This window comes from Streptomyces nogalater, from assembly GCF_039532885.1.
Lineage (GTDB): Bacteria > Actinomycetota > Actinomycetes > Streptomycetales > Streptomycetaceae > Streptomyces > Streptomyces nogalater.
Window position 1 is genome coordinate 50,259 of sequence record NZ_BAAASM010000006.1, and the last position, 18,895, is coordinate 69,153.

General features: G+C 70.5%; 15 protein-coding genes. 4 read left to right on the forward strand and 11 right to left on the reverse strand.

The window, feature by feature from the left end; all coding sequences use genetic code 11:
- Positions 1-40: 40 nt before the first annotated feature.
- Complete coding sequence (locus ABD350_RS06020) at positions 41-565, reverse strand: DUF2617 family protein (protein WP_344346701.1); 525 nt, start codon at positions 563-565, stop codon at positions 41-43.
- 820 nt (positions 566-1,385) lie between these two features.
- On the opposite strand from ABD350_RS06020, the gene ABD350_RS06025 reads away from it, so the two are divergent.
- Entirely contained in the window at positions 1,386-2,570 is a 1,185-nt protein-coding gene (locus ABD350_RS06025; protein WP_344346702.1) for a pyridoxal phosphate-dependent aminotransferase, read from the forward strand.
- 55 nt (positions 2,571-2,625) lie between these two features.
- Here the strand turns inward: ABD350_RS06025 and ABD350_RS06030 are convergent, their stop codons facing one another.
- A complete protein-coding gene (locus ABD350_RS06030; RefSeq protein ID WP_344346703.1) occupies positions 2,626-3,159 on the reverse strand; it encodes a YbjN domain-containing protein in 534 nt (177 codons plus the stop codon).
- Positions 3,160-3,323: 164 nt separating this feature from the next.
- On the reverse strand, positions 3,324-5,921 hold the full coding sequence (gene clpB / locus ABD350_RS06035) for an ATP-dependent chaperone ClpB (protein ID WP_344346704.1): 2,598 nt from the start codon (positions 5,919-5,921) through the stop codon (positions 3,324-3,326).
- A gap of 113 nt (positions 5,922-6,034) precedes the next feature.
- Here clpB and ABD350_RS06040 point away from each other — a divergent pair, with 113 nt between their 5' ends.
- Positions 6,035-6,448 (forward strand): pyridoxamine 5'-phosphate oxidase family protein, encoded by a 414-nt coding sequence (locus tag ABD350_RS06040; RefSeq protein WP_344346705.1) that lies wholly within the window; start codon positions 6,035-6,037, stop codon positions 6,446-6,448.
- 145 nt (positions 6,449-6,593) lie between these two features.
- Here ABD350_RS06040 and ABD350_RS06045 read toward each other — a convergent pair whose 3' ends face one another.
- Positions 6,594-6,929 carry a Rieske (2Fe-2S) protein gene (locus ABD350_RS06045; RefSeq protein WP_030620617.1) on the reverse strand — a complete coding sequence of 112 codons (336 nt, stop codon included), beginning with the start codon at positions 6,927-6,929 and terminating at the stop codon, positions 6,594-6,596.
- 346 nt (positions 6,930-7,275) lie between these two features.
- Here ABD350_RS06045 and ABD350_RS06050 point away from each other — a divergent pair, with 346 nt between their 5' ends.
- Positions 7,276-8,280 (forward strand): helix-turn-helix transcriptional regulator, encoded by a 1,005-nt coding sequence (locus ABD350_RS06050; RefSeq protein ID WP_344346706.1) that lies wholly within the window; start codon positions 7,276-7,278, stop codon positions 8,278-8,280.
- A gap of 14 nt (positions 8,281-8,294) precedes the next feature.
- On the opposite strand, the gene ABD350_RS06055 is transcribed toward ABD350_RS06050, so the two are convergent.
- The 7 genes from ABD350_RS06055 to ABD350_RS06085 form a co-directional block, all read right to left on the reverse strand.
- Complete coding sequence (locus tag ABD350_RS06055; protein WP_344346707.1) at positions 8,295-9,335, reverse strand: helix-turn-helix transcriptional regulator; 1,041 nt, start codon at positions 9,333-9,335, stop codon at positions 8,295-8,297.
- 205 nt (positions 9,336-9,540) lie between these two features.
- Entirely contained in the window at positions 9,541-10,647 is a 1,107-nt protein-coding gene (locus ABD350_RS06060; RefSeq protein WP_344346708.1) for a sugar ABC transporter substrate-binding protein, read from the reverse strand.
- A gap of 370 nt (positions 10,648-11,017) precedes the next feature.
- On the reverse strand, positions 11,018-11,485 hold the full coding sequence (locus ABD350_RS06065) for a heat shock protein transcriptional repressor HspR (protein WP_030790825.1): 468 nt from the start codon (positions 11,483-11,485) through the stop codon (positions 11,018-11,020).
- 5 nt (positions 11,486-11,490) lie between these two features.
- Complete coding sequence (gene dnaJ, locus ABD350_RS06070) at positions 11,491-12,657, reverse strand: molecular chaperone DnaJ (protein WP_344346709.1); 1,167 nt, start codon at positions 12,655-12,657, stop codon at positions 11,491-11,493.
- Between the two features lie 33 nt (positions 12,658-12,690).
- Positions 12,691-13,362, reverse strand: coding sequence for a nucleotide exchange factor GrpE (gene grpE / locus ABD350_RS06075; RefSeq protein ID WP_344346710.1), 672 nt, complete (start codon positions 13,360-13,362; stop codon positions 12,691-12,693).
- Positions 13,359-15,194, reverse strand: coding sequence for a molecular chaperone DnaK (gene dnaK, locus ABD350_RS06080; protein ID WP_344346711.1), 1,836 nt, complete (start codon positions 15,192-15,194; stop codon positions 13,359-13,361). The genes grpE and dnaK overlap by 4 nt, the downstream gene beginning before the upstream one ends.
- A gap of 94 nt (positions 15,195-15,288) precedes the next feature.
- Entirely contained in the window at positions 15,289-16,314 is a 1,026-nt protein-coding gene (locus tag ABD350_RS06085) for an MraY family glycosyltransferase (RefSeq protein WP_344346712.1), read from the reverse strand.
- Positions 16,315-16,514: 200 nt separating this feature from the next.
- On the opposite strand from ABD350_RS06085, the gene ABD350_RS06090 reads away from it, so the two are divergent.
- The gene (locus tag ABD350_RS06090; protein WP_344346713.1) at positions 16,515-18,797 is read left to right on the forward strand and encodes a (Fe-S)-binding protein; all 2,283 of its coding nucleotides are present in this window, start codon (positions 16,515-16,517) and stop codon (positions 18,795-18,797) included.
- Positions 18,798-18,895: the final 98 nt, after the last annotated feature.

Consider the following 18,895-nt stretch of genomic DNA (forward strand, 5'->3'; position numbering starts at 1 on the left):
TTGCGGGTTTATGTCGCCGAAGAAGGCGCGGGCCCGGCGCTCAGCTCTGCCGGGCCGCACGCGACCGCTCGCCGACCCGGGTCCGGGTGGCCACCAGCTGCCCGTCCTGCGGGTAGGCGTGCCAGGTGCGCCAGTGCACCTGGCCCTCGTGCCGCTGGGCCAGCATCGCGGTGAAGGCGTGCGGGCTGCCGGGGAAGACGCCGGCGAGACCGTGCGGATGGTCGGAGACGAGGGCCAGCAGTTCCTGGGCGCGGCCCGCGAACGAGCCGGGGGTGAGCACCTCGACGCGGGCGGCGAACTCGTACTCCCAGTCGCCGACCCGTTTGGCGACGCCCAGCGGCAGCGGGGTGCTGGAGCCGGGGATACACGCGACCGTCTCCGAGCAGTTGCCGCGCTCCTCCTCCAGAAGCACCTGGTGGGAGGCGCCGAGCAGCCGCAACTGGAGCTTGGCGCCGGTGAGTTCGAGGTCGAGGGTGGCCAGCGCGGGCAGCGGTTCACGGCCCAGGGCCCAGGCGAGGTCGGCAGCGCGCGTATCGGTATAGGAGGTGTTCAGGGTCGTGAGCATGGGTCGGCTCCGCTAACACGCAATGAGGGGGAATCGGCCAATTTCAGCCCAGCCGGCCCGGCCGGAATGGGGAGTCAGGGGGCGTTCGAGGGGCTGCGTTGGCGTTTAGAGGGAACCATGAACAAGGCTGCCGCCACAGGGTTTTTACCCAACTTCGTTGGGTTTCCATCCCTCGGGGGGCTCACAGCTCAGGTGTTCAACTACGGCGCGCGCCGGTCGTGAATAAGACACGCCGGGCGCCTGCCGGATCCATGTCCGACAGGCGCCCGGCGCGGTGCGGCCCGGATGCGGTCCCCCCCCTTGCTCCGGAAGCCCGGCTGCCCCGTGTCAGCCGCCTCCCCCGCATCCGCCCCCGCCACCGCCGCACGACGAGCCCCCGCCGCACGACGAGCCCCCGCCGCAGGACGAACTCCCGCCGCAGGAGTGCCCGCCGTGCCCGTGGCCCCCGTGGTGCCCCGACGAGCCGGAGCCGCCGCCGTCGGCCCACCAGCTGCCCGACGCCGAGCCGCCGTAGGCCGCGGCCGACGACGACGACCCGGACGACCCGGACGATCCGCGGTACGTCCGGTTCCGTCCGCGGCCCCGGCCGGACGGCGGCCCCGTCCGCCGGTTCCTGCGGGTCTGGCCCATCACGATGAACGCCAGTGCGACCACCGCCAGGATGATGCCCTCGATCATGGCGCCACCCTCCTTCCGTTCCCCCGAAGCGGCCCCCCGTGGGCGCCTCGCCGTGTCACCGCCTCTCGCGCGGTGCCGGGGGGATGCCCGGCCGCGAGAACGGTCAAAGCGGAGTTGAGGAACTCCAGAGCTTGAGCGCAGGATGACGGGCATGACCTCCAGCGCACGTCCTCATCTCAACCGCCGGCTCGCCGAGTTCGGGACCACGATCTTCGCCGAGATGTCGGCGCTCGCCGCGGCGACCGGGTCGATCAACCTGGGCCAGGGCTTCCCGGACACCGACGGCCCCGAGGAGATCCGGGAGGCCGCCGTGCGGGCGCTGCGCGACGGGCGCGGCAACCAGTACCCGCCGGGCCCCGGCGTCCCCGAGCTGCGCACCGCGATCGCCGCGCACCAGCTGCGCCGCTACGGCCTGTCCTACGACCCCGACACCGAGGTGCTGGTCACGGCGGGCGCGACGGAGGCGATCGCCGCCGCGCTGCTGGCGCTGGTCGAGCCGGGGGACGAGGTGGTGGCGCTGGAGCCGTACTACGACTCGTACGCGGCGAGCATCGCCATGGCGGGCGGCCGGCGGGTGCCGGTGACCCTGAGGCCGCACGAGGGCAGCTTCCGGCTGGACCTGGACGAGCTGCGCGCGGCCGTCACCGACCGCACCCGGCTGCTGCTGGTCAACACCCCGCACAACCCGACCGGCACCGTCCTCACCCGCGCGGAGCTGGCCGCGATCGCCGAGCTGGCGGTGGAGCGGGACCTGCTGGTGGTGACCGACGAGGTCTACGAGCACCTGGTCTTCGACGACGCCGAACACGTGCCGCTCGCCACGTTCCCGGGGATGCGCGAGCGCACGGTGAGCATCGGTTCGGCGGGCAAGACCTATTCGTTCACGGGCTGGAAGGTCGGCTGGGTGACGGCCGCCCCGGAGCTGGTGGGCGCGGTCCGCTCGGCCAAGCAGTTCCTGACCTACGTCGCCTCCGGCCCCTTCCAGTACGCGGTCGCCGAGGCGCTCGCGCTGCCCGATTCGTACTACGAGGAGTTCCGCCGGGGCATGCTGGCCCGCCGGGAGATCCTCGCGGAGGGGCTCACTGCGGCCGGTTTCGGGGTGTTCCGGCCGGCCGGCACGTACTTCATCACCACCGACATCCGGCCGCTCGGCGAGAAGGACGGCTTCGCCTTCTGCCGGGCCCTGCCCGAGCGGGCGGGCGTGGTGGCCATCCCGAACGCGGTCTTCTACGACGACCGGGAGGCGGGGGCGCCGTTCGTACGCTTCGCCTTCTGCAAGGGCGAGAAAGTATTGCGGGAGGCGGCTCGGCGGCTGCGGGCCATGTGAGCGCGGTGCGCCGCGGCCGGGGGCGGCGGGCCCCCGGCCGGGCGCGGGGGCCGCGTTACTCCGCGTCGCCCTCGGGCTTGTCGTCCTCGCCGGCCTCCGGCTCCAGGCCGAGCTGCTCCACCAGCCACTTGTCGAACTCGATCGCGGCCCGCACCCAGCTGACCGTGGAGGAGACGAAGTGGTTGATGTCGACGCCCGTGCCGATCAGCATCTGGGCCTCGCCGATCAGCCGGACGGTGCCGTCGTCGTGGGTGTGGGTGTACACCTTGGGCCACAGGGTGCGGCGGTTCCAGTCGTCCAGGGTCTCCAGCAGCTGCGGCTTGTCCTCGATCGCGTGCGGGCGGTCGAAGAAGGTCCGCACCGAGAAGATCGCCTGTTCGGGCTCGTCCCCGCGGAACATGAAGTAGGTGCGGAACTGCTCCCACGGCGCGACGAGGTCACCCTCCTCGTCGACGACGTACTTCAGCTCCATCTGGTCGAGAAGCTGCTTCACCAGGTCCTGATCCGGGAGGACGGGGCCCGCAGGTCCCTGGGGCTGCGGTTCGGGCTGGCCCCCGAAGTTCGGAATCGAGGACGGGTCGATGCTCACCGTGTTTTTCCCTTCATGCGGATGCCGCCATCCTCCCCCATGCGGGGAGGGGCGTGGCAAGCCCCGACCCACCGCTCAGCCCTGAGCTGAAGGACCGTGTCACACCGCCCGGCCCCGGGCCGAAGGACCGTGTCGGACCGCCCGGCCCCGGGCGCGGGGGCGCGTCAGAGCGTCTTGCCGGTGGCCGGGCCCACCAGCAGTCCCTCGCCGAAGCGGTCCACGCGGACCGTGTCGCCGTCCTTGACCTCGCCGGACAGGATCTCCTTGGCCAGCCGGTCGCCGATGGCGCTCTGCACCAGGCGGCGCAGCGGACGGGCGCCGTAGGCCGGGTCCAGGCCCTCCTCCGCGAGCCAGGCCAGCGCCTCCGGGCTGACGTCCAGGGTGAGCCGCCGCTCGGCCAGCCGCCGGGCGAGCCGCTCGATCTGGAGCCGGGCGATCCGCTCCAGCTCGGCCTTGGTCAGCGCCGAGAAGACCACCAGGTCGTCCAGCCGGTTGAGGAACTCGGGCTTGAACGAGGCCCGCACCACCTCCAGCACCTGCTCCCGCTTCTGCTCCTCGCCGGTCAGCGGGTCCATCAGGAACTGGCTGCCCAGGTTGGAGGTGAGCACCAGGATCGTGTTGCGGAAGTCGACCGTGCGGCCCTGGCCGTCGGTGAGCCGGCCGTCGTCCAGCACCTGGAGCAGGATGTCGAAGACCTCCGGGTGCGCCTTCTCCACCTCGTCCAGCAGCACCACGCTGTACGGGCGCCGCCGCACCGCCTCGGTGAGCTGGCCGCCCTCCTCGTAGCCGACGTAGCCGGGGGGCGCGCCGACCAGGCGGGCCACGCTGTGCTTCTCGCCGTACTCCGACATGTCGATGCGGACCATGGCCCGCTCGTCGTCGAAGAGGAAGTCCGCGAGCGCCTTGGCCAGTTCGGTCTTGCCGACGCCGGTCGGACCGAGGAAGAGGAAGGAGCCGGTGGGGCGGTCGGGGTCGGCGATGCCGGCGCGGGAGCGGCGTACGGCGTCCGACACGGCGCGTACGGCCTCGCCCTGGCCGATCAGCCGCTTGCCGATCTCCTCCTCCATGCGCAGCAGCTTCTGCGTCTCGCCCTCCATCAGCCGGCCGGCCGGGATGCCGGTCCAGGCGGCGACCACGTCGGCGATGTCGTCGGCGCCGACCTCCTCCTTGACCATGGTGTCCGGGGCGGCCTCCTCCTCGGCGGCGGAGGCGGCCTCCAGCTCCTTCTCCAGCTGCGGGATCTCGCCGTACAGCAGCTTGGCCGCGGTGTCGAAGTCGCCGTCGCGCTGGGCCCGCTCGGCCTGTCCGCGCAGGTCGTCCAGCTTCTCCTTCAGCTCGCCGACCCGGTTCAGGGACTGCTTCTCCTTCTCCCAGCGGGCGGTGAGGCCGCGCAGCTCCTCCTCCTTGTCGGCGAGGTCGCGGCGCAGCTTCTCCAGCCGCTCGCGGGAGGCCGGGTCGGTCTCCTTGCCGATCGCCAGCTCCTCCATGCGCAGCCGGTCGACGGCGCGCTGGAGTTCGTCGATCTCCACCGGGGAGGAGTCGATCTCCATGCGCAGCCGGGAGGCGGCCTCGTCCACGAGGTCGATGGCCTTGTCCGGCAGGAAGCGGGAGGTGATGTACCGGTCGGACAGGGTGGCGGCGGCCACCAGTGCGCTGTCGGCGATCTGCACCTTGTGGTGGGCCTCGTAGCGGCCCTTCAGTCCGCGCAGGATGGCGATGGTGTCCTCGACGGAGGGCTCGGCGACCAGGACCTGCTGGAAGCGGCGCTCCAGCGCGGGGTCCTTCTCGATCCGTTCCCGGTACTCGTCCAGGGTGGTGGCGCCGACCATGCGCAGCTCGCCGCGGGCGAGCATGGGCTTGAGCATGTTGCCCGCGTCCATGGCCGAGTCGCCGCCGGCGCCGGCGCCCACGACGGTGTGCAGTTCGTCGATGAAGGTGATGATCTGGCCGTCGGAGCCCTTGATCTCGGCGAGGACGGCCTTCAGCCGCTCCTCGAACTCGCCGCGGTACTTCGCGCCGGCCACCATCGCGCCGAGGTCGAGCGCGACCAGCCGCTTGTCCTTCAGCGACTCGGGCACGTCGCCCTTGACGATCCGCTGGGCGAGCCCCTCCACGACGGCGGTCTTGCCGACGCCGGGCTCGCCGATGAGGACCGGGTTGTTCTTCGTACGGCGGCTGAGCACCTGGACGACCCGCCGGATCTCCTGGTCCCGTCCGATGACCGGGTCCAGCCGGCCCTCGCGGGCGGCGGCGGTGAAGTCGGTGCCGAACTTCTCCAGGGCCTTGTACTGGCCCTCGGGATCGGCGGTGGTCACGCGGCGTCCTCCCCTGGCCTTCCTGAAGGCCTCCAGCAGCTTCTTGGCGTCGGCGCCCTGCCCGGCGAGCAGTTCACCGGCGGCACCGCCCTGCGCGGCGATGCCGATCAGCAGGTGCTCGGTGGACAGGTACTCGTCACCCAGCTCCCCGGCGCGCTCGCTCGCGTCGGCGATCACGGCCAGCAGCTCGCGGTTGGGCTGCGGCGGCGCCACGGTGGATCCGGTCACGCTGGGCAGCCCGGCCAGGATCCGCTCCGCGCCGGCGCGCACGGCGGCCTGGTCGGCGTCGACCGCGGCCAGCAGGTCGGTGATGTTCTCGTTGTCCCGCCCCTGGAGCAGAGCCAGCAGCAGGTGGGCGGGGGTGAGGTCCGGGTGCCCCCCGGTCACGGCGCGATTGCTCGCGGCGTTGATCGCGTCCCGGCTCCTGTTGGTCAGCTCGGCGTCCACGTCTGCGTTCTCCTCCTCGACCGCTTACCAGTGCTGACTTAACCAGCGTACACAAAGTTGAGTCTATTCCACTCAAGCTTCGAACGGGAGCACCGAGGGGCTAGGTTGCGCGCATGACCAGGCACTCCAAGGACCCGACTGCCCCCGGAGAGTCGTACCTCGCCTTCTGGCGCGAACGGCATCTGTGCACCCTGACGACCCTGCGCCCGGACGGCAGCCCGCATGTGGTGCCGGTGGGGGTGACGTACGACGCCGGGGCCGGGCTGGCCCGGGTGATCACCAGCGGGACCAGCGCGAAGGCCCGGTACGTGGCGGCGGCCGGTGAAGAGGGCGCCCGGGTCGCGGTGTGCCAGGTGGACGGCCGGCGCTGGGCGACCCTGGAGGGCCGGGCGCGGGTGCGGACCGAGCCGGAGCGGGTGGCCGAGGCGGAGCGGCGCTACGCCGAGCGCTATCAGCGCGCGCCCCGGCCCAACCCGGGGCGCGTGGTGATCGAGATCGAGGTCGGCCGGGCGCTCGGGAACGCCTGAGAAGAGGCGATTTTCGGCCAGCATGGAAATGTCTGCATACCTCGATATATCCCCGCAAACGGCAGCGGCGTCACCGTGTTCAGGTCACGGTGACGCCGCTGCGGGGGGAAGTACCTGAGCGATCTTTTACGACGGGGGAATCGCGTCAGGCACTGCGGGGGGTGGCCGAGATGGTCCTCAGGTCGGACTCCACCGGCTCGCTCAGCCGGTGGTCCCGCTGGTCCAGGTTCACAAAGATCATTCCGTACCGGATGGCGCACCGCACCGGCTGTGGGGCACCACGCGGCCTGCGCAGGCACCGGTACGCCCGCACGTCTCCGTCCTCGTCCCGGGTGACGACGACCGGCTCCCCGAACACGGTCACCATCAGCGAATCACCGCTGTGGGGGATGGCGGTGACCAGGTCGATGAAATGCCAGCCGGACCGGTAGGCGGTGGCCATTTCACGACGGAAGGAGCGGTCGTCTGGTGGAGTGGTCATGACCGCACGGCCCAACTGCTGTCCGCCGGGGGGACCCACGAGCTGTCACCCGGGACATCGGACGCCACGATCACCCAGCTGCTGTCACCGGCGACGGCGCCGGCAGCGGCCTGTACGCGCCAACTGCTGTCCTGCGCGACAGCATCCTCCGCCCCCGCATGACCGGTCAGTACACCGAAGGCCAAGGCGGCGGAGAAGGCGGCGACAAGCGCCGAGCGAAGCATTGTCTTATGCATAGTCGGCTTCGTCCTCATGTGAAGGTCACCTCTCCCCCGTCCAGATACGACGATGGCCCATTCCGGCACGTCATGGCCACACAAACGATGCATCATGTTCCTGCACGTTCATGACCCTGGGGGGTGGAGATTTGGCGATAAACGAGATTAAACGGACACATCCCCACGGGCTGACCGACCTGTGCGAGGAAGGGAGCCGTCTGTACGGGAATGCCCTCCGAACGGGGCGCATAGCCCGTACCGACGTGGAAACCGCGCCCTGTCTGATGGAGTTCGCCCTCCTCCACCCCGACCCCGACGATCCCAACTGGCTGCGCCCGGTGCCCCCGTCGATCGCCCTGGCCCAGCGGCTCAACCCGATCGAGCAGGAGATCACCCAGCGCCGCCGCGAGTCCATCGAACTCGCCGACGCTTTCGAGCCGTTCATGAGCATCAGCGCCCAGCCGACGGCGACCACCCATTCGATCACCGTGCTGGAGGGCCTGGACCGGATCAACGCCGCACTGGATCTGGCCACGTCCCAGTGCCAGAGCGAGATGCTCACCGTCCAGCCGAGCCGCAGGCGTCTGGAGCACACCCTCGCCAAGGCCCTGGAGCGCGACCGCCCGCTGATCGAACGCGGCTGCCGCATCCGCACCCTCTACCAGCACCCCGCCCGCTACAGCCCCGAGACGCTGGCCTACGTGGCCCAGTTCGCCGACGGCAAGGTGGAGTACCGGACGATCGACGAACTGGCCGAGCGGCTCATCATCTGCGACGAGACGGTGGCCTTCATCCCCACCCGGGACGACGGCGAGATCGCGCTCGAACTCCGCCACCCCGGACTCGTCCGCTACCTGATCAAGGTCTTCGAGTTCATGTGGGCCCGCGCCGTCCCGCTGACCGCCGGCGCCCCCTACGAGACCGCCTCCGACGGCATCACCGAGGTCCAGCACTCCATAGCCAAGCTCCTCGTCGAAGGGCACGTGGACGAGGCCATCGCCCGCCGCCTCGGCATGAACGTGCGCACCTGCCGGGCCCACATCGCCAAGCTGGCCCACGCCCTCGGCAGCGGCAGCCGCGCCCAGCTCGGCTACCTCATCGCCCAGTCCGGCATCCTGGACCGCGGCCACTGAACCGCCCGCCCGGCTCAGCGCGCCGGGGGTTCAGGGTCCGCGCCGGTCAGCGCCCCGGCCGGCCGGGGCGGGCGGTGCCCGTCCAGGCCCACCTGGGCGATGCGCACCCCGAGCTGGGTCCGGCTGGCCGCGCCCAGGGTCTCCGACAGCCGGGCGATGTGCGCCCGGCAGGTACGCACGCTGATGCCCAGCCGCTCGGCGATCACCGCGTCCTGGTGGCCCTCCGCCAGCAGCGCGGCGATGGACTGCTCCCGGTGCGAGATCCCCTCGATACCGGTGTCCGGCAGCGGCGCCGTCAGCGGGATGGCCAGCCGCCACAGCCGCTCGAAGACCGTCACCAGGTACTCCACCAGCGCCGGGTGGCGCAGTTCCAGGGCCATCGTGCGGTCGGTGTTGGCGGGGATGAAGGCCACCGTGCGGTCGAAGAGGATGAGCCGGTCGATGACCTCGTCCAGGGTCCGCGCCTCCACCGTGTCGCCCATCAGCTCCAGGTAGTTCAGCAGCCCCTGCCCGTGCCGCGCCACATGCGTGTACAGGTCGCGCATGCGCACCCCCCGGCCGCGCAGCGCCAGCGCCCGGTGCAGTCCCTCGGTGAGCTCCGCCTCCCGCCGGATGCCGCCGGGCTGCACGGTGAGCACCTCGGTGGTGCACGCCTCGGTCGCCTCGTCCATCGCGGCCTGGATGCGGGCGAGCCCGTCCAGGACCCGGATGGCGCTGCCCTCGGACGGTGCCGCCAGGGTGTCGCGCTGCCGGCCCAGGCCCGCGTACCACTCGAAGGCGGCCACCGCCGAACCCACCCGCCGCTGGCTCGCGCTGACCTCGTCGTAGACCCCGCGCAGCAGCCGGGTCATGACCTCCTGCGGGGAGGTCGGCACCAGCCAGTCCATGTCGTCGGGATCGGGGTGCAGCAGCGCCAGGTCCAGCAGGCAGGGCACGGGCTCGGCGTCCGAGCGCGGCACCCGCCCCCGGCGCACGGCACGGGAGTACACCCGATCCCCGGCCTCACACAGCCGGTCGGCACCGTGAGGATGCTCCTCCGCCCCGCGCCCGGCCATCGCCCATTTCACCCCCGGTGTGCTGCCACTTCCGCAGCGCAACTATGCGCGGCGCCGTCCGGCTCCGCAACACGGGTGCCCCGAGCACGACGCCCGAGTGGTCCCGTTACACCCGGGTTTGAGGGACGCTCGCCCTTCACATCGGACCAAGAAGACGAAGGCGGCGCACCGGCGGCCCAGGAGCGCCGGTCACGCGCCGGACCGGCTACTTCAGCCCGATCGCCGCGCAGGCCGCCTTGTACCTCGCGGTGCAGATGTCACCGGCCGAGTAGATGCCGTCCGCGATGACCGTGTCCTTGACGGTGTCCTTGGTCAGCGCGCTCACCTGGAGCAGCCGCGCCGGGATGTCCTTGGCGGTGGGGCTGTCCACCCGGTCCTGGGTGAGGGCGTCGAACTGGATGTCCTTGCCCTGGATGCGCATCACGGCCATCTGCGCGGCGGCCTCGGCCTCGTCCGGGTAGGACTTGTAGACGCTCATGTACTGCTCGCCGGCCACCACCCGCTGCACCGCGTCCAGGTCGGCGTCCTGGCCGGTGACCGGGGGCAGACTGGTGACACCGGCCGCCTTCAGCGCCTTGACGACACCGCCCGCCATGCCGTCGTTGGCGGAGTACACCCCGGCGATGTTGCCCTTGCCGAGCTTGGCGATCGCCTTGGCCATGTTCGCCTCGGCGTTCTCCGGCTTCCAGTCCGTGGTGTCGTAGCTGTCGGCGATCGTCACCTTGCCGTTCAGCTCGGAGAGCGCGCCCTCCTTGAACTGCTTGGCGTTGGGGTCGGTGGGCGAGCCGTTCATCATCACGATCTTGTCGGAGATGTCGGCGGTCGACCCCAGCGCCTCCAGCAGGGTCCGGCCCTGCACCTCGCCGACCAGCTCGTTGTCGAAGGAGACGTAGGCGTCGATCGGGCCCTCGGCCAGGCGGTCGTAGGCGATGACCGGGATGCCCGCGTCCTTGGCCTTCTGCACCTCGCCGGCGATGGCGTGCGCGTCCACCGCGTCCAGCAGGATGACATCGGCCTTGCCGTCGATCAGGTTCCGCAGCTGCTCGGCCTGACGGGCGGCGCTCGCCTCGGCGTTGGCGTACTCGACCTTGCCCTTGTTCCCGGTGAGTTCGGCGACCTTGCGCTTGATGATGGGGTAGTCGAACTTGTCGTAGCGGGTGTTCGCCTTCTCCGGCAGCAGCAGGCCCACGGTGATGTCGTCGCCCTTGGTCGGGCTCGCGCTCGCCCCGTCCCCCGTGGCGTTCAGCACGCCGCAGCCGGCGAGCGAGAGGGTCATCGTGGAGGCGGCCACGGACATGGCGATACGACGCATTCGGGGGCTCACTTCAGGTGTGGTACGGAGGGGTACTGCGCTACGACCCAGGTGTCTGAAAAGACAACGCGGCGCGCACACCCGGCGTCAAGAAAAATCACTTAACGAGTGCGCAACACCACGCTCAGCTTCCTCTGTGAAGGTCACGCGAAACCACCTGCAAGGGGTCTTTACCCACCCTCCACCTCGCGGAAGTTCGCGGGCGGAGCAGATCCGCACAACCGGCCCGGTTCACCACGAGTCGCGATCACCGGCTGCCCCGAGCCGCGCTCCGGCTCGCTCACGGGAACGAAAGAACCCGGCCAGCCGCGCACCCAGCGAAAAGGGGCCCGGGTACACCCGGGCCCCTCCTCACGCGCGGTGCGCGCCGTCAGTCCTGCTGCTGCCGCTTCGGCCGCCACACCACCAGCGCGCTGGTCTGCTGGACCTCCTGGTACGGCACCAGGTCGCGCCGGTAGGAGGCGTGCACCGCGGCCTCGCGCTGCCGCATCGCCGCCGCCGCGCCGTCCAGGGCCGCCTCCAGCTCCGCGACCCGGGACTGGAGCGCGGCGACCTGGTTCTCCAGCTCGATGATCCGCTTGATGCCGGCCAGGTTGATGCCCTCGTCCTGCGACAACTGCTGCACCTGGCGCAGCAGTTCGATGTCCCGGGCCGAGTAGCGCCGCCCCCGGCCCGCGGTGCGGTCGGGAGAGACCAGACCCAGGCGGTCGTACTGGCGCAGCGTCTGCGGGTGGAGTCCGGAGAGCTGGGCGGCCACCGAGATGACGTAGACCGGGGTCTCATCGGTCAGTTCGTACGGTGAGAAACCACCGCGCTGGCGGGGACGACGGCCATCCATCTCTGTCAAGCTCCCTTCGCGGCCTCGAACAGCTCCGCCCGCGGGTCCTCGCCCGCGGTCGCCTCGCGATACGCCTCCAGGGCGTCACGAGCCTTCCCCGACAGGTCCGTGGGAACACGCACCTCCACGGTGACCAGCAGATCGCCGCGGGTGCCGTCCTTGCGGACCGCGCCCTTGCCCCGGGCCCGCATCGTACGGCCGTTCGGGGTGCCGGGGGGCAGTTTCAGGGTGACGGGCGGACCGCCGAGGGTCGGCACCCGCACCTCGCCGCCGAGGGCCGCCTCGGGATACGTCACCGGCACGGTGACGGTGAGGTTGTCGCCCTTGCGCCCGAACACCGGGTGCTCCCCGACATGGACGACCACGTACAGATCGCCGGCCGGGCCGCCGCGCTCGCCGGGCGCGCCCTTGCCGCGCAGCCGGATGCGCTGGCCGTCGGTCACCCCCGCGGGGATGCGGACCTGCATGGTCCGCGACGACTTGGCGCGCCCGCTGCCCTTGCACTCCTCGCAGGGGTGCTCGGCGATCAGGCCGCGGCCCTTGCAGTCGGGGCAGGGGTCGGTGAGCGAGAAACCGCCGCCGGAGCCCCGCGCGACCTGTCCGGTGCCGACGCAGGTCGGGCACACCCGCGGTGTGCCGTTCTTGTCGCCGGTGCCCGAACAGGCCTTGCAGGGCGCCTGGGAGGACATCCGCAGCGGCACCGTGGCGCCCTCGATGGCCTCCGTGAAGCTCAGCGTCACCTCGGACTCGACGTCCTGGCCGCGCCGGGGCTGGGTCCGCGGACCCGCGGCGCCGCCGCGGTTGAACAGGCCCCCGAAGACGTCACCGATTCCGCCGCCGAAGCCTCCGCCCTGGGCGGCGCCGCCGAACAGGTCGCCCAGGTCGAAGTTGAAGGAGCCGCCGGCCGCGCCCGGCCCCGGACGGAAGCCGCCGTTGCCGAACAGCGCGCGCGCCTCGTCGTACTCCTTGCGCTTCTTGGGGTCACCGAGGATGTCGTTCGCCTCGGAGATCTCCTTGAAGCGCTCCTCGGCCTTGGCGTTGCCCTTGTTGGCGTCCGGGTGGAACTCGCGGGCGAGCTTCCGGTACGCCTTCTTGATCTCGGCCTCGGTGGCGTCCTTGGGGACGCCGAGGACCTTGTAGTAGTCCTTCTCGATGAAGTCCTTGGTGCTCATCCCCGACGTCCCTCCTTCCCCTGTGTTGTCACGTCAGCCCTCGTCCGGGCCACCGTTCTCCTTGTCGCCGTCCGCCGCGGTGTTCTCCTCGGCGTCCTCCGCCTGGTCCCCCTTGACGGTCTGCGCGCCGGGCTGCGGCTCGGCCACGGCCACCCGCGCGGGGCGGATGGTGCGCTCGCCGATGCGATACCCCGGCTGGAGGATCGCCACGCAGGTCGTCTCCGTGACGTCCGGCGCGTAGGAGTGCATCAGGGCCTCGTGGATCGTCGGGTCGAAGGGCTCGCCTTCCTTGCCGAACTGCTGCAGGCCCATCTTGGCCGCGACGGTCTCCAGCGACTCGGCCACCGACTTGAAGCCGCCGACCAGTTCGCCGTGTTCCCGTGCCCGGCCGATGTCGTCGAGCACCGGCAGCAGCTCGGTCAGGAGGTTCGCCACGGCGATCTCCTTGACCGCGGCCCGGTCGCGCTCGACGCGGCGGCGGTAGTTCTGGTACTCGGCCTGGAGGCGCTGGAGGTCCGCCGTGCGCTCGCCGAGCGCCGTGCGCACCTGGTCCAGCTGGGCGACCAGGCCGGCGTTGTCTGCGTTCCCGTCCCCGGCCGGGGCCGCCCCCTCCTCGGGGGCGGCCTTCGGCTCGGCGTCGTCGGAGGTGGCGCCGGAGGGGACGTCGGACTTCTTCTCCTCGAAGCCCGGGGTCTCCTCCGTCACGCGGCACCGTCCTTGCGCTCGTCGTCCACGATCTCGGCGTCCACGACGTCGTCGTCCTTGGCGTCACCGGCGGGGGCGCCGCCGGCGGCCTGGGCGCCCTGGGCGTCGGCGTACAGGGCCTGGCCCAGCTTCTGCGAGACGGCCGCGACCTTCTCGGTGGCGGTGCGGATCTCGGCGGTGTCCTCGCCCTTGAGCTTCTCCTTCAGCTCGGCGACGGCGGACTCCACCTCGGTCTTGACCTCACCGGGGACCTTGTCCTCGTTGTCCTTGAGGAACTTCTCGGTCTGGTAGACGAGCTGCTCGCCCTGGTTGCGGGTCTCGGCGGCCTCGCGGCGCTTGTGGTCCTCCTCCGCGTAACGCTCGGCCTCCTCGCGCATGCGGTCGACCTCTTCCTTCGGGAGCGAGGAGCCGCCGGTGACGGTCATCTTCTGCTCCTTGCCGGTGCCGAGGTCCTTCGCCGTGACGTGCATGATGCCGTTGGCGTCGATGTCGAAGGAGACCTCGATCTGCGGGACGCCGCGCGGCGCCGGCGGCAGACCGGTCAGCTCGAACATGCCGAGCTTCTTGTTGTACGCCGCGATCTCGCGCTCGCCCTGGTAGACCTGAATCTGCACCGACGGCTGGTTGTCCTCGGCCGTGGTGAAGATCTCCGAGCGCTTGGTCGGGATCGTGGTGTTGCGCTCGATCAGCTTGGTCATGATGCCGCCCTTGGTCTCGATGCCGAGGGACAGCGGGGTGACGTCGAGCAGCAGGACGTCCTTGACCTCGCCCTTGAGGACACCGGCCTGGAGCGAGGCGCCGATGGCGACGACCTCGTCCGGGTTCACACCCTTGTTGGCCTCCTTGCCGCCGGTCAGCTCCTTGACCAGTTCGGCGACGGCGGGCATACGGGTGGAGCCACCGACGAGCACGACGTGGTCGATGTCGTTGATGGAGATGCCGGCGTCCTTGATGACGTTGTGGAACGGCGTCTTGCAGCGCTCCAGCAGGTCGGCCGTCAGCTGCTGGAACTGGGCGCGGGTGAGCTTCTCGTCCAGGTGCAGCGGGCCCTCGGCGGACGCCGTGATGTACGGCAGGTTGATCGAGGTCTCGGTGGAGGAGGACAGCTCGATCTTGGCCTTCTCGGCGGCCTCGCGCAGGCGCTGGAGGGCCATCTTGTCCTTGGACAGGTCCACGCCGTGACCGGACTGGAACTGCTTGACCAGGTAGTCGACGACGCGCTGGTCCCAGTCGTCACCACCGAGGTGGTTGTCACCGTTGGTGGCCTTCACCTCGACGACGCCGTCACCGATCTCCAGCAGCGACACGTCGAAGGTGCCGCCGCCGAGGTCGAAGACGAGGATGGTCTGGTCGTCCTTGTCGAGGCCGTAGGCGAGCGCCGCGGCGGTCGGCTCGTTGACGATCCGCAGGACGTTCAGACCGGCGATCTCGCCGGCCTCCTTCGTCGCCTGGCGCTCGGAGTCGTTGAAGTAGGCCGGGACGGTGATGACCGCGTCCGTGACCTTCTCGCCCAGGTAGGCCTCGGCGTCCCGCTTCAGCTTCTGCAGGATGAACGCGGAGATCTGCTGCGGGTTGAAGTCCTTCCCGTCCAGCGCGATCTTCCAGTCGGTGCCCATGTGGCGCTTGACGGACCGGATGGTCCGGTCGACGTTGGTGACCGCCTGGCGCTTGGCCACCTCGCCGACGAGCACCTCGCCGTTCTTGGCGAAGGCGACGACGGACGGCGTGGTCCTGGCGCCCTCGGCGTTGGTGATGACGGTGGGCTCGCCGCCCTCCAGAACGCTGACGACGGAGTTAGTCGTGCCCAGGTCGATGCCGACCGCACGTGCCATGGTTGATTCCTCCAGCTGACTTGAGTGGAACAGGCTCAAGTGTGCCCGAGGAGAACCTCTGGGTCAACAGACCTGAGCCCATCAGACTCAACTCTTATCCGCTCCTTACACGCAAGTGCCCGCTGACCTGCGTGGATGCCGTGCGAGGAGGTTGCTGGACAGGCACCCGGAGGAGGACGAGAACCACCACGGTGACGACGACCGCGCCGGCCACCCACAGCGCGGCCCCCTTCCCGGTCCACCCCGCGTGCACCAGTACCCCCACCAGCACCGAGGAGAACGAGGCGGCCCCCAGCAGCACGACCGCGCCCTGCGGGGCGAGCCCGAGCCGGCGCAGCCGGTGCGCGAGATGGTCCGGGCCGCGCCGCAGCAGCGGGCGCCGGGCGGTGGTCCGGGCGAACACCACGAGCAGGGCGTCGGCGACGGCCACGGCACCCAGGCAGAACACCACCGCCGCGCTCGGCCCGAGCGCGTACCCCGCGCGCGTGAAGACGACGGCGGAGGAGAGCACGAACCCGGTGAACAGCGAGCCGCACGCGCCGAGGCCGATCCGCGCGGGATGCCAGTTGTGCATCAGGAAGCCGGTGAGGGCGGCGGCGACCACGCTCAGCAGTACGGCGAGACCGTCCATCACCTCGGCGGCGGCGCAGGCGCCCACCCCGAAGGCGGTGATCACCCCGACCGTCCCGGCCAGCCCGTCGGCGTGGTCGAGCCCCCGGAACGCGAGGGTGGTGAGCACGATCCAGCCGACGGCCAGCATCCCGCCGGGCACGCCCGTGTCGTCGTAGGGCACCACCCAGGCCGCCGCCACGGCCGTCCCGGCGGCGAGCACCCGCGCGCGCAACCGCCATACGTCGGCCACCAGGCCCAGGGCGGCGATCGCGGCGGCGGCCGCCAGCAGTTCCCCGACGCCCTCCCCGAGCAGGGCCACCCGGGTCCACTGGCCCACCCCGGCGACCAGGCAGGTGACGACCACGACGGCGAGCCCGCCGAGCAGCGGGAGGGGACGCTGCCGGCGCCGGTCGAGGATCCCGGCCCGCAGGGCGGGCGCCCGGAGCGCCGCGGCGAGCACGGCGGTCAGGAGGAGGGCTGCGGTGGCGGCGGCGATCCCGTAGAGCACGGCTCTAAGGTAGGGGCGAAAGTATCAATTCGGTACGAATAACACGATCCGATTGCCTGGCGGCGACCCAGATCACCCCGCGCTCTGCTGCATCCCGACGGAAGATGGGGGTAGTCTCAGACGGACTGCATAAGTTACCGCTTAGTAATGTTCGTCAGCCCAGACAGCTCGTTCCGACCGAGGCCGCTTCAGGAGCCCCAATGCAACTCGCCGCGATCATCGTGTCGCTGGTCCTGATCGTGGTCGGCGTGGCACTGTTCGGCCGCGCCCTCCTCCAGATCTACAACCACATGCGGCTGGGCCAGCCGGTACCGGCCGGCACGCGGACCAACGATCCCACACAGCGCACCATGACCGTGGTCCGGGAGTTCCTCGGCCACACCCGCATGAACCGCTGGGGCATCGTCGGCGTGGCGCACTGGTTCGTCGCCGTCGGTTTCTTCACCCTGCTGCTGACGATCGTCAACGCCTTCGGGCAGCTGTTCAAGGCGGACTGGATCCTGCCGGTCCTCGGCGACTGGGCACCGTACAACGTCTACGTCGAGTTCATCGGCACGATGACCGTGATCGGCATCCTCGTGCTGATCGCGATCCGCCAGCTGAGCCACCCGCGCGACCCGGGCCGCAAGTCCCGCTTCGCCGGCTCCAACTTCGGCCAGGCGTACTTCGTCGAGACCGTCATCCTCATCGTCGGCGTCTGCATCTTCATGCTGCACGCCCTCGAAGGCGCCCAGCACCACGTGGACGGCTACGAGGCCTCGTTCTTCATCTCGTACCCGGTCGTCGCCTGGCTGCGGGAGATGGACCTCTCCACCCTCCAGAACCTCACCTACTTCTTCGCCGGCCTGAAGATCGCGACCAGCTTCATCTGGATGATCACGGTCTCGCTGAAGACCGACATGGGTGTGGCCTGGCACCGCTTCCTGGCCTTCCCGAACATCTGGTTCAAGCGCAACGCCGACGGCTCCACCGCGCTCGGCGCGCTCCAGCCGATGACCTCGGGCGGCAAGCCGATCGACTTCGAGGACCCGGGCGAGGACGACGTCTTCGGCGTCTCCCAGGTCGAGCAGTTCTCCTGGAAGGGCCTGCTGGACTTCTCCACCTGCACCGAGTGCGGCCGCTGCCAGTCGCAGTGCCCCGCCTGGAACACCGGCAAGCCGCTCTCCCCCAAGCTGCTGATCATGTCCCTGCGGGACCACGCGCACGCCAAGGCGCCGTACCTGCTCGCGGGCGGCGGCAAGACCATGGAGGGCGAGGAGAAGGCGTCCGAGGAGCAGCTCGCCTCGGTCCCCGCCGCCGCGCTGGCCGAGGCCGAGCGCCCCCTGATCGGCACCGCCGAGGAGAACGGCGTCATCGACCCGGACGTGCTGTGGTCCTGCACCACCTGCGGCGCCTGCGTCGAGCAGTGCCCGGTGGACATCGAGCACGTCGACCACATCGTCGACATGCGCCGCTACCAGGTGATGATCGAGTCCGCGTTCCCGTCCGAGGCGGGCACGATGCTCAAGAACCTGGAGAAGAAGGGCAACCCCTGGGGCCTGGCGAAGAAGCAGCGCCTGGAGTGGACCAAGGAGGTCGACTTCGAGGTCCCGGTCGTCGGCAAGGACATCGAGGACCTCACCGAGGTCGAGTACCTGTACTGGGTCGGCTGCGCCGGTGCCCTGGAGGACCGCGCGAAGAAGACCACCAAGGCCTTCGCCGAGCTGCTGCACATCGCGGGCGTGAAGTTCGCGATCATGGGCGGCGACGAGAAGTGCACCGGTGACTCCGCCCGCCGCCTCGGCAACGAGCCGCTGTTCCAGCAGCTCGGCATGGAGAACGTCATGGCCCTGAACACGGCGTTCGGCGAGGAGCTGGACGACGAGGGCAAGGTCACGCCGGAGTCGAAGAAGCCGAAGTCGGCGAAGAAGATCGTCGCCACCTGCCCGCACTGCCTGAACACGCTCGGCAACGAGTACCCGCAGCTCGGCGGCGACTACGAGGTCATCCACCACACCCAGCTGCTCCAGCACCTGGTGGACGAGGGCAAGCTGATCCCCGTCACCCCGGTCGAGGGCATCATCACCTACCACGACCCCTGCTACCTGGGCCGCCACAACAAGATCTACACGCCCCCGCGCGAGATCATCGGCAAGGTCCCGGGCCTCAGGAACGAGGAGATGCACCGCCACAAGGAGCGCGGCTTCTGCTGCGGCGCCGGCGGCGCGCGGATGTGGATGGAGGAGCGGATCGGCAAGCGCATCAACAACGAGCGCGTGGACGAGGCGCTGTCCCTGAACCCCGACATCGTCTCCACCGCCTGCCCGTTCTGCCTGGTGATGCTCACCGACTCGGTGAACGGCAAGAAGAACGACGGCAAGGCCAAGGAGTCCATCCAGGTGGTGGACGTGGCCCAGCTGCTGCTCGACTCCGTCAAGACGCCGGCCGACCCGGCGGGCGACAAGGAAGCCGAGAGCGAGCCGGAGCCGGAGCCGGTGAAGTAGCTCCGCTCCCCCGCGTACGGCGCCCCCTGCTTCGCACAGGCAGGGGGCGCCGTTCGTGTTCCCGGCGGGATCCGTGACCGGGACCGGTATCCGTCGCG

Excerpts from the sequence above, each read along its gene's own strand:
- ABD350_RS06020 (WP_344346701.1), bottom strand. The coding sequence starts at position 565 with ATGCTCACGACCCTGAACACCTCCTATACCGATACGCGCGCTGCCGAC.
- dnaJ (WP_344346709.1), bottom strand. The coding sequence starts at position 12,657 with ATGAGCACCAAGGACTTCATCGAGAAGGACTACTACAAGGTCCTCGGC.
- ABD350_RS06060 (WP_344346708.1), bottom strand. The coding sequence starts at position 10,647 with ATGCGTCGTATCGCCATGTCCGTGGCCGCCTCCACGATGACCCTCTCG.
- ABD350_RS06065 (WP_030790825.1), bottom strand. The coding sequence starts at position 11,485 with ATGGATGGCCGTCGTCCCCGCCAGCGCGGTGGTTTCTCACCGTACGAA.
- ABD350_RS06045 (WP_030620617.1), bottom strand. The coding sequence starts at position 6,929 with ATGACCACTCCACCAGACGACCGCTCCTTCCGTCGTGAAATGGCCACC.
- ABD350_RS06050 (WP_344346706.1), top strand. The coding sequence starts at position 7,276 with ATGACCCTGGGGGGTGGAGATTTGGCGATAAACGAGATTAAACGGACA.
- ABD350_RS06025 (WP_344346702.1), top strand. The coding sequence starts at position 1,386 with ATGACGGGCATGACCTCCAGCGCACGTCCTCATCTCAACCGCCGGCTC.
- ABD350_RS06055 (WP_344346707.1), bottom strand. The coding sequence starts at position 9,335 with ATGGCCGGGCGCGGGGCGGAGGAGCATCCTCACGGTGCCGACCGGCTG.
- dnaK (WP_344346711.1), bottom strand. The coding sequence starts at position 15,194 with ATGGCACGTGCGGTCGGCATCGACCTGGGCACGACTAACTCCGTCGTC.
- ABD350_RS06090 (WP_344346713.1), top strand. The coding sequence starts at position 16,515 with ATGCAACTCGCCGCGATCATCGTGTCGCTGGTCCTGATCGTGGTCGGC.
- ABD350_RS06040 (WP_344346705.1), top strand. The coding sequence starts at position 6,035 with ATGACCAGGCACTCCAAGGACCCGACTGCCCCCGGAGAGTCGTACCTC.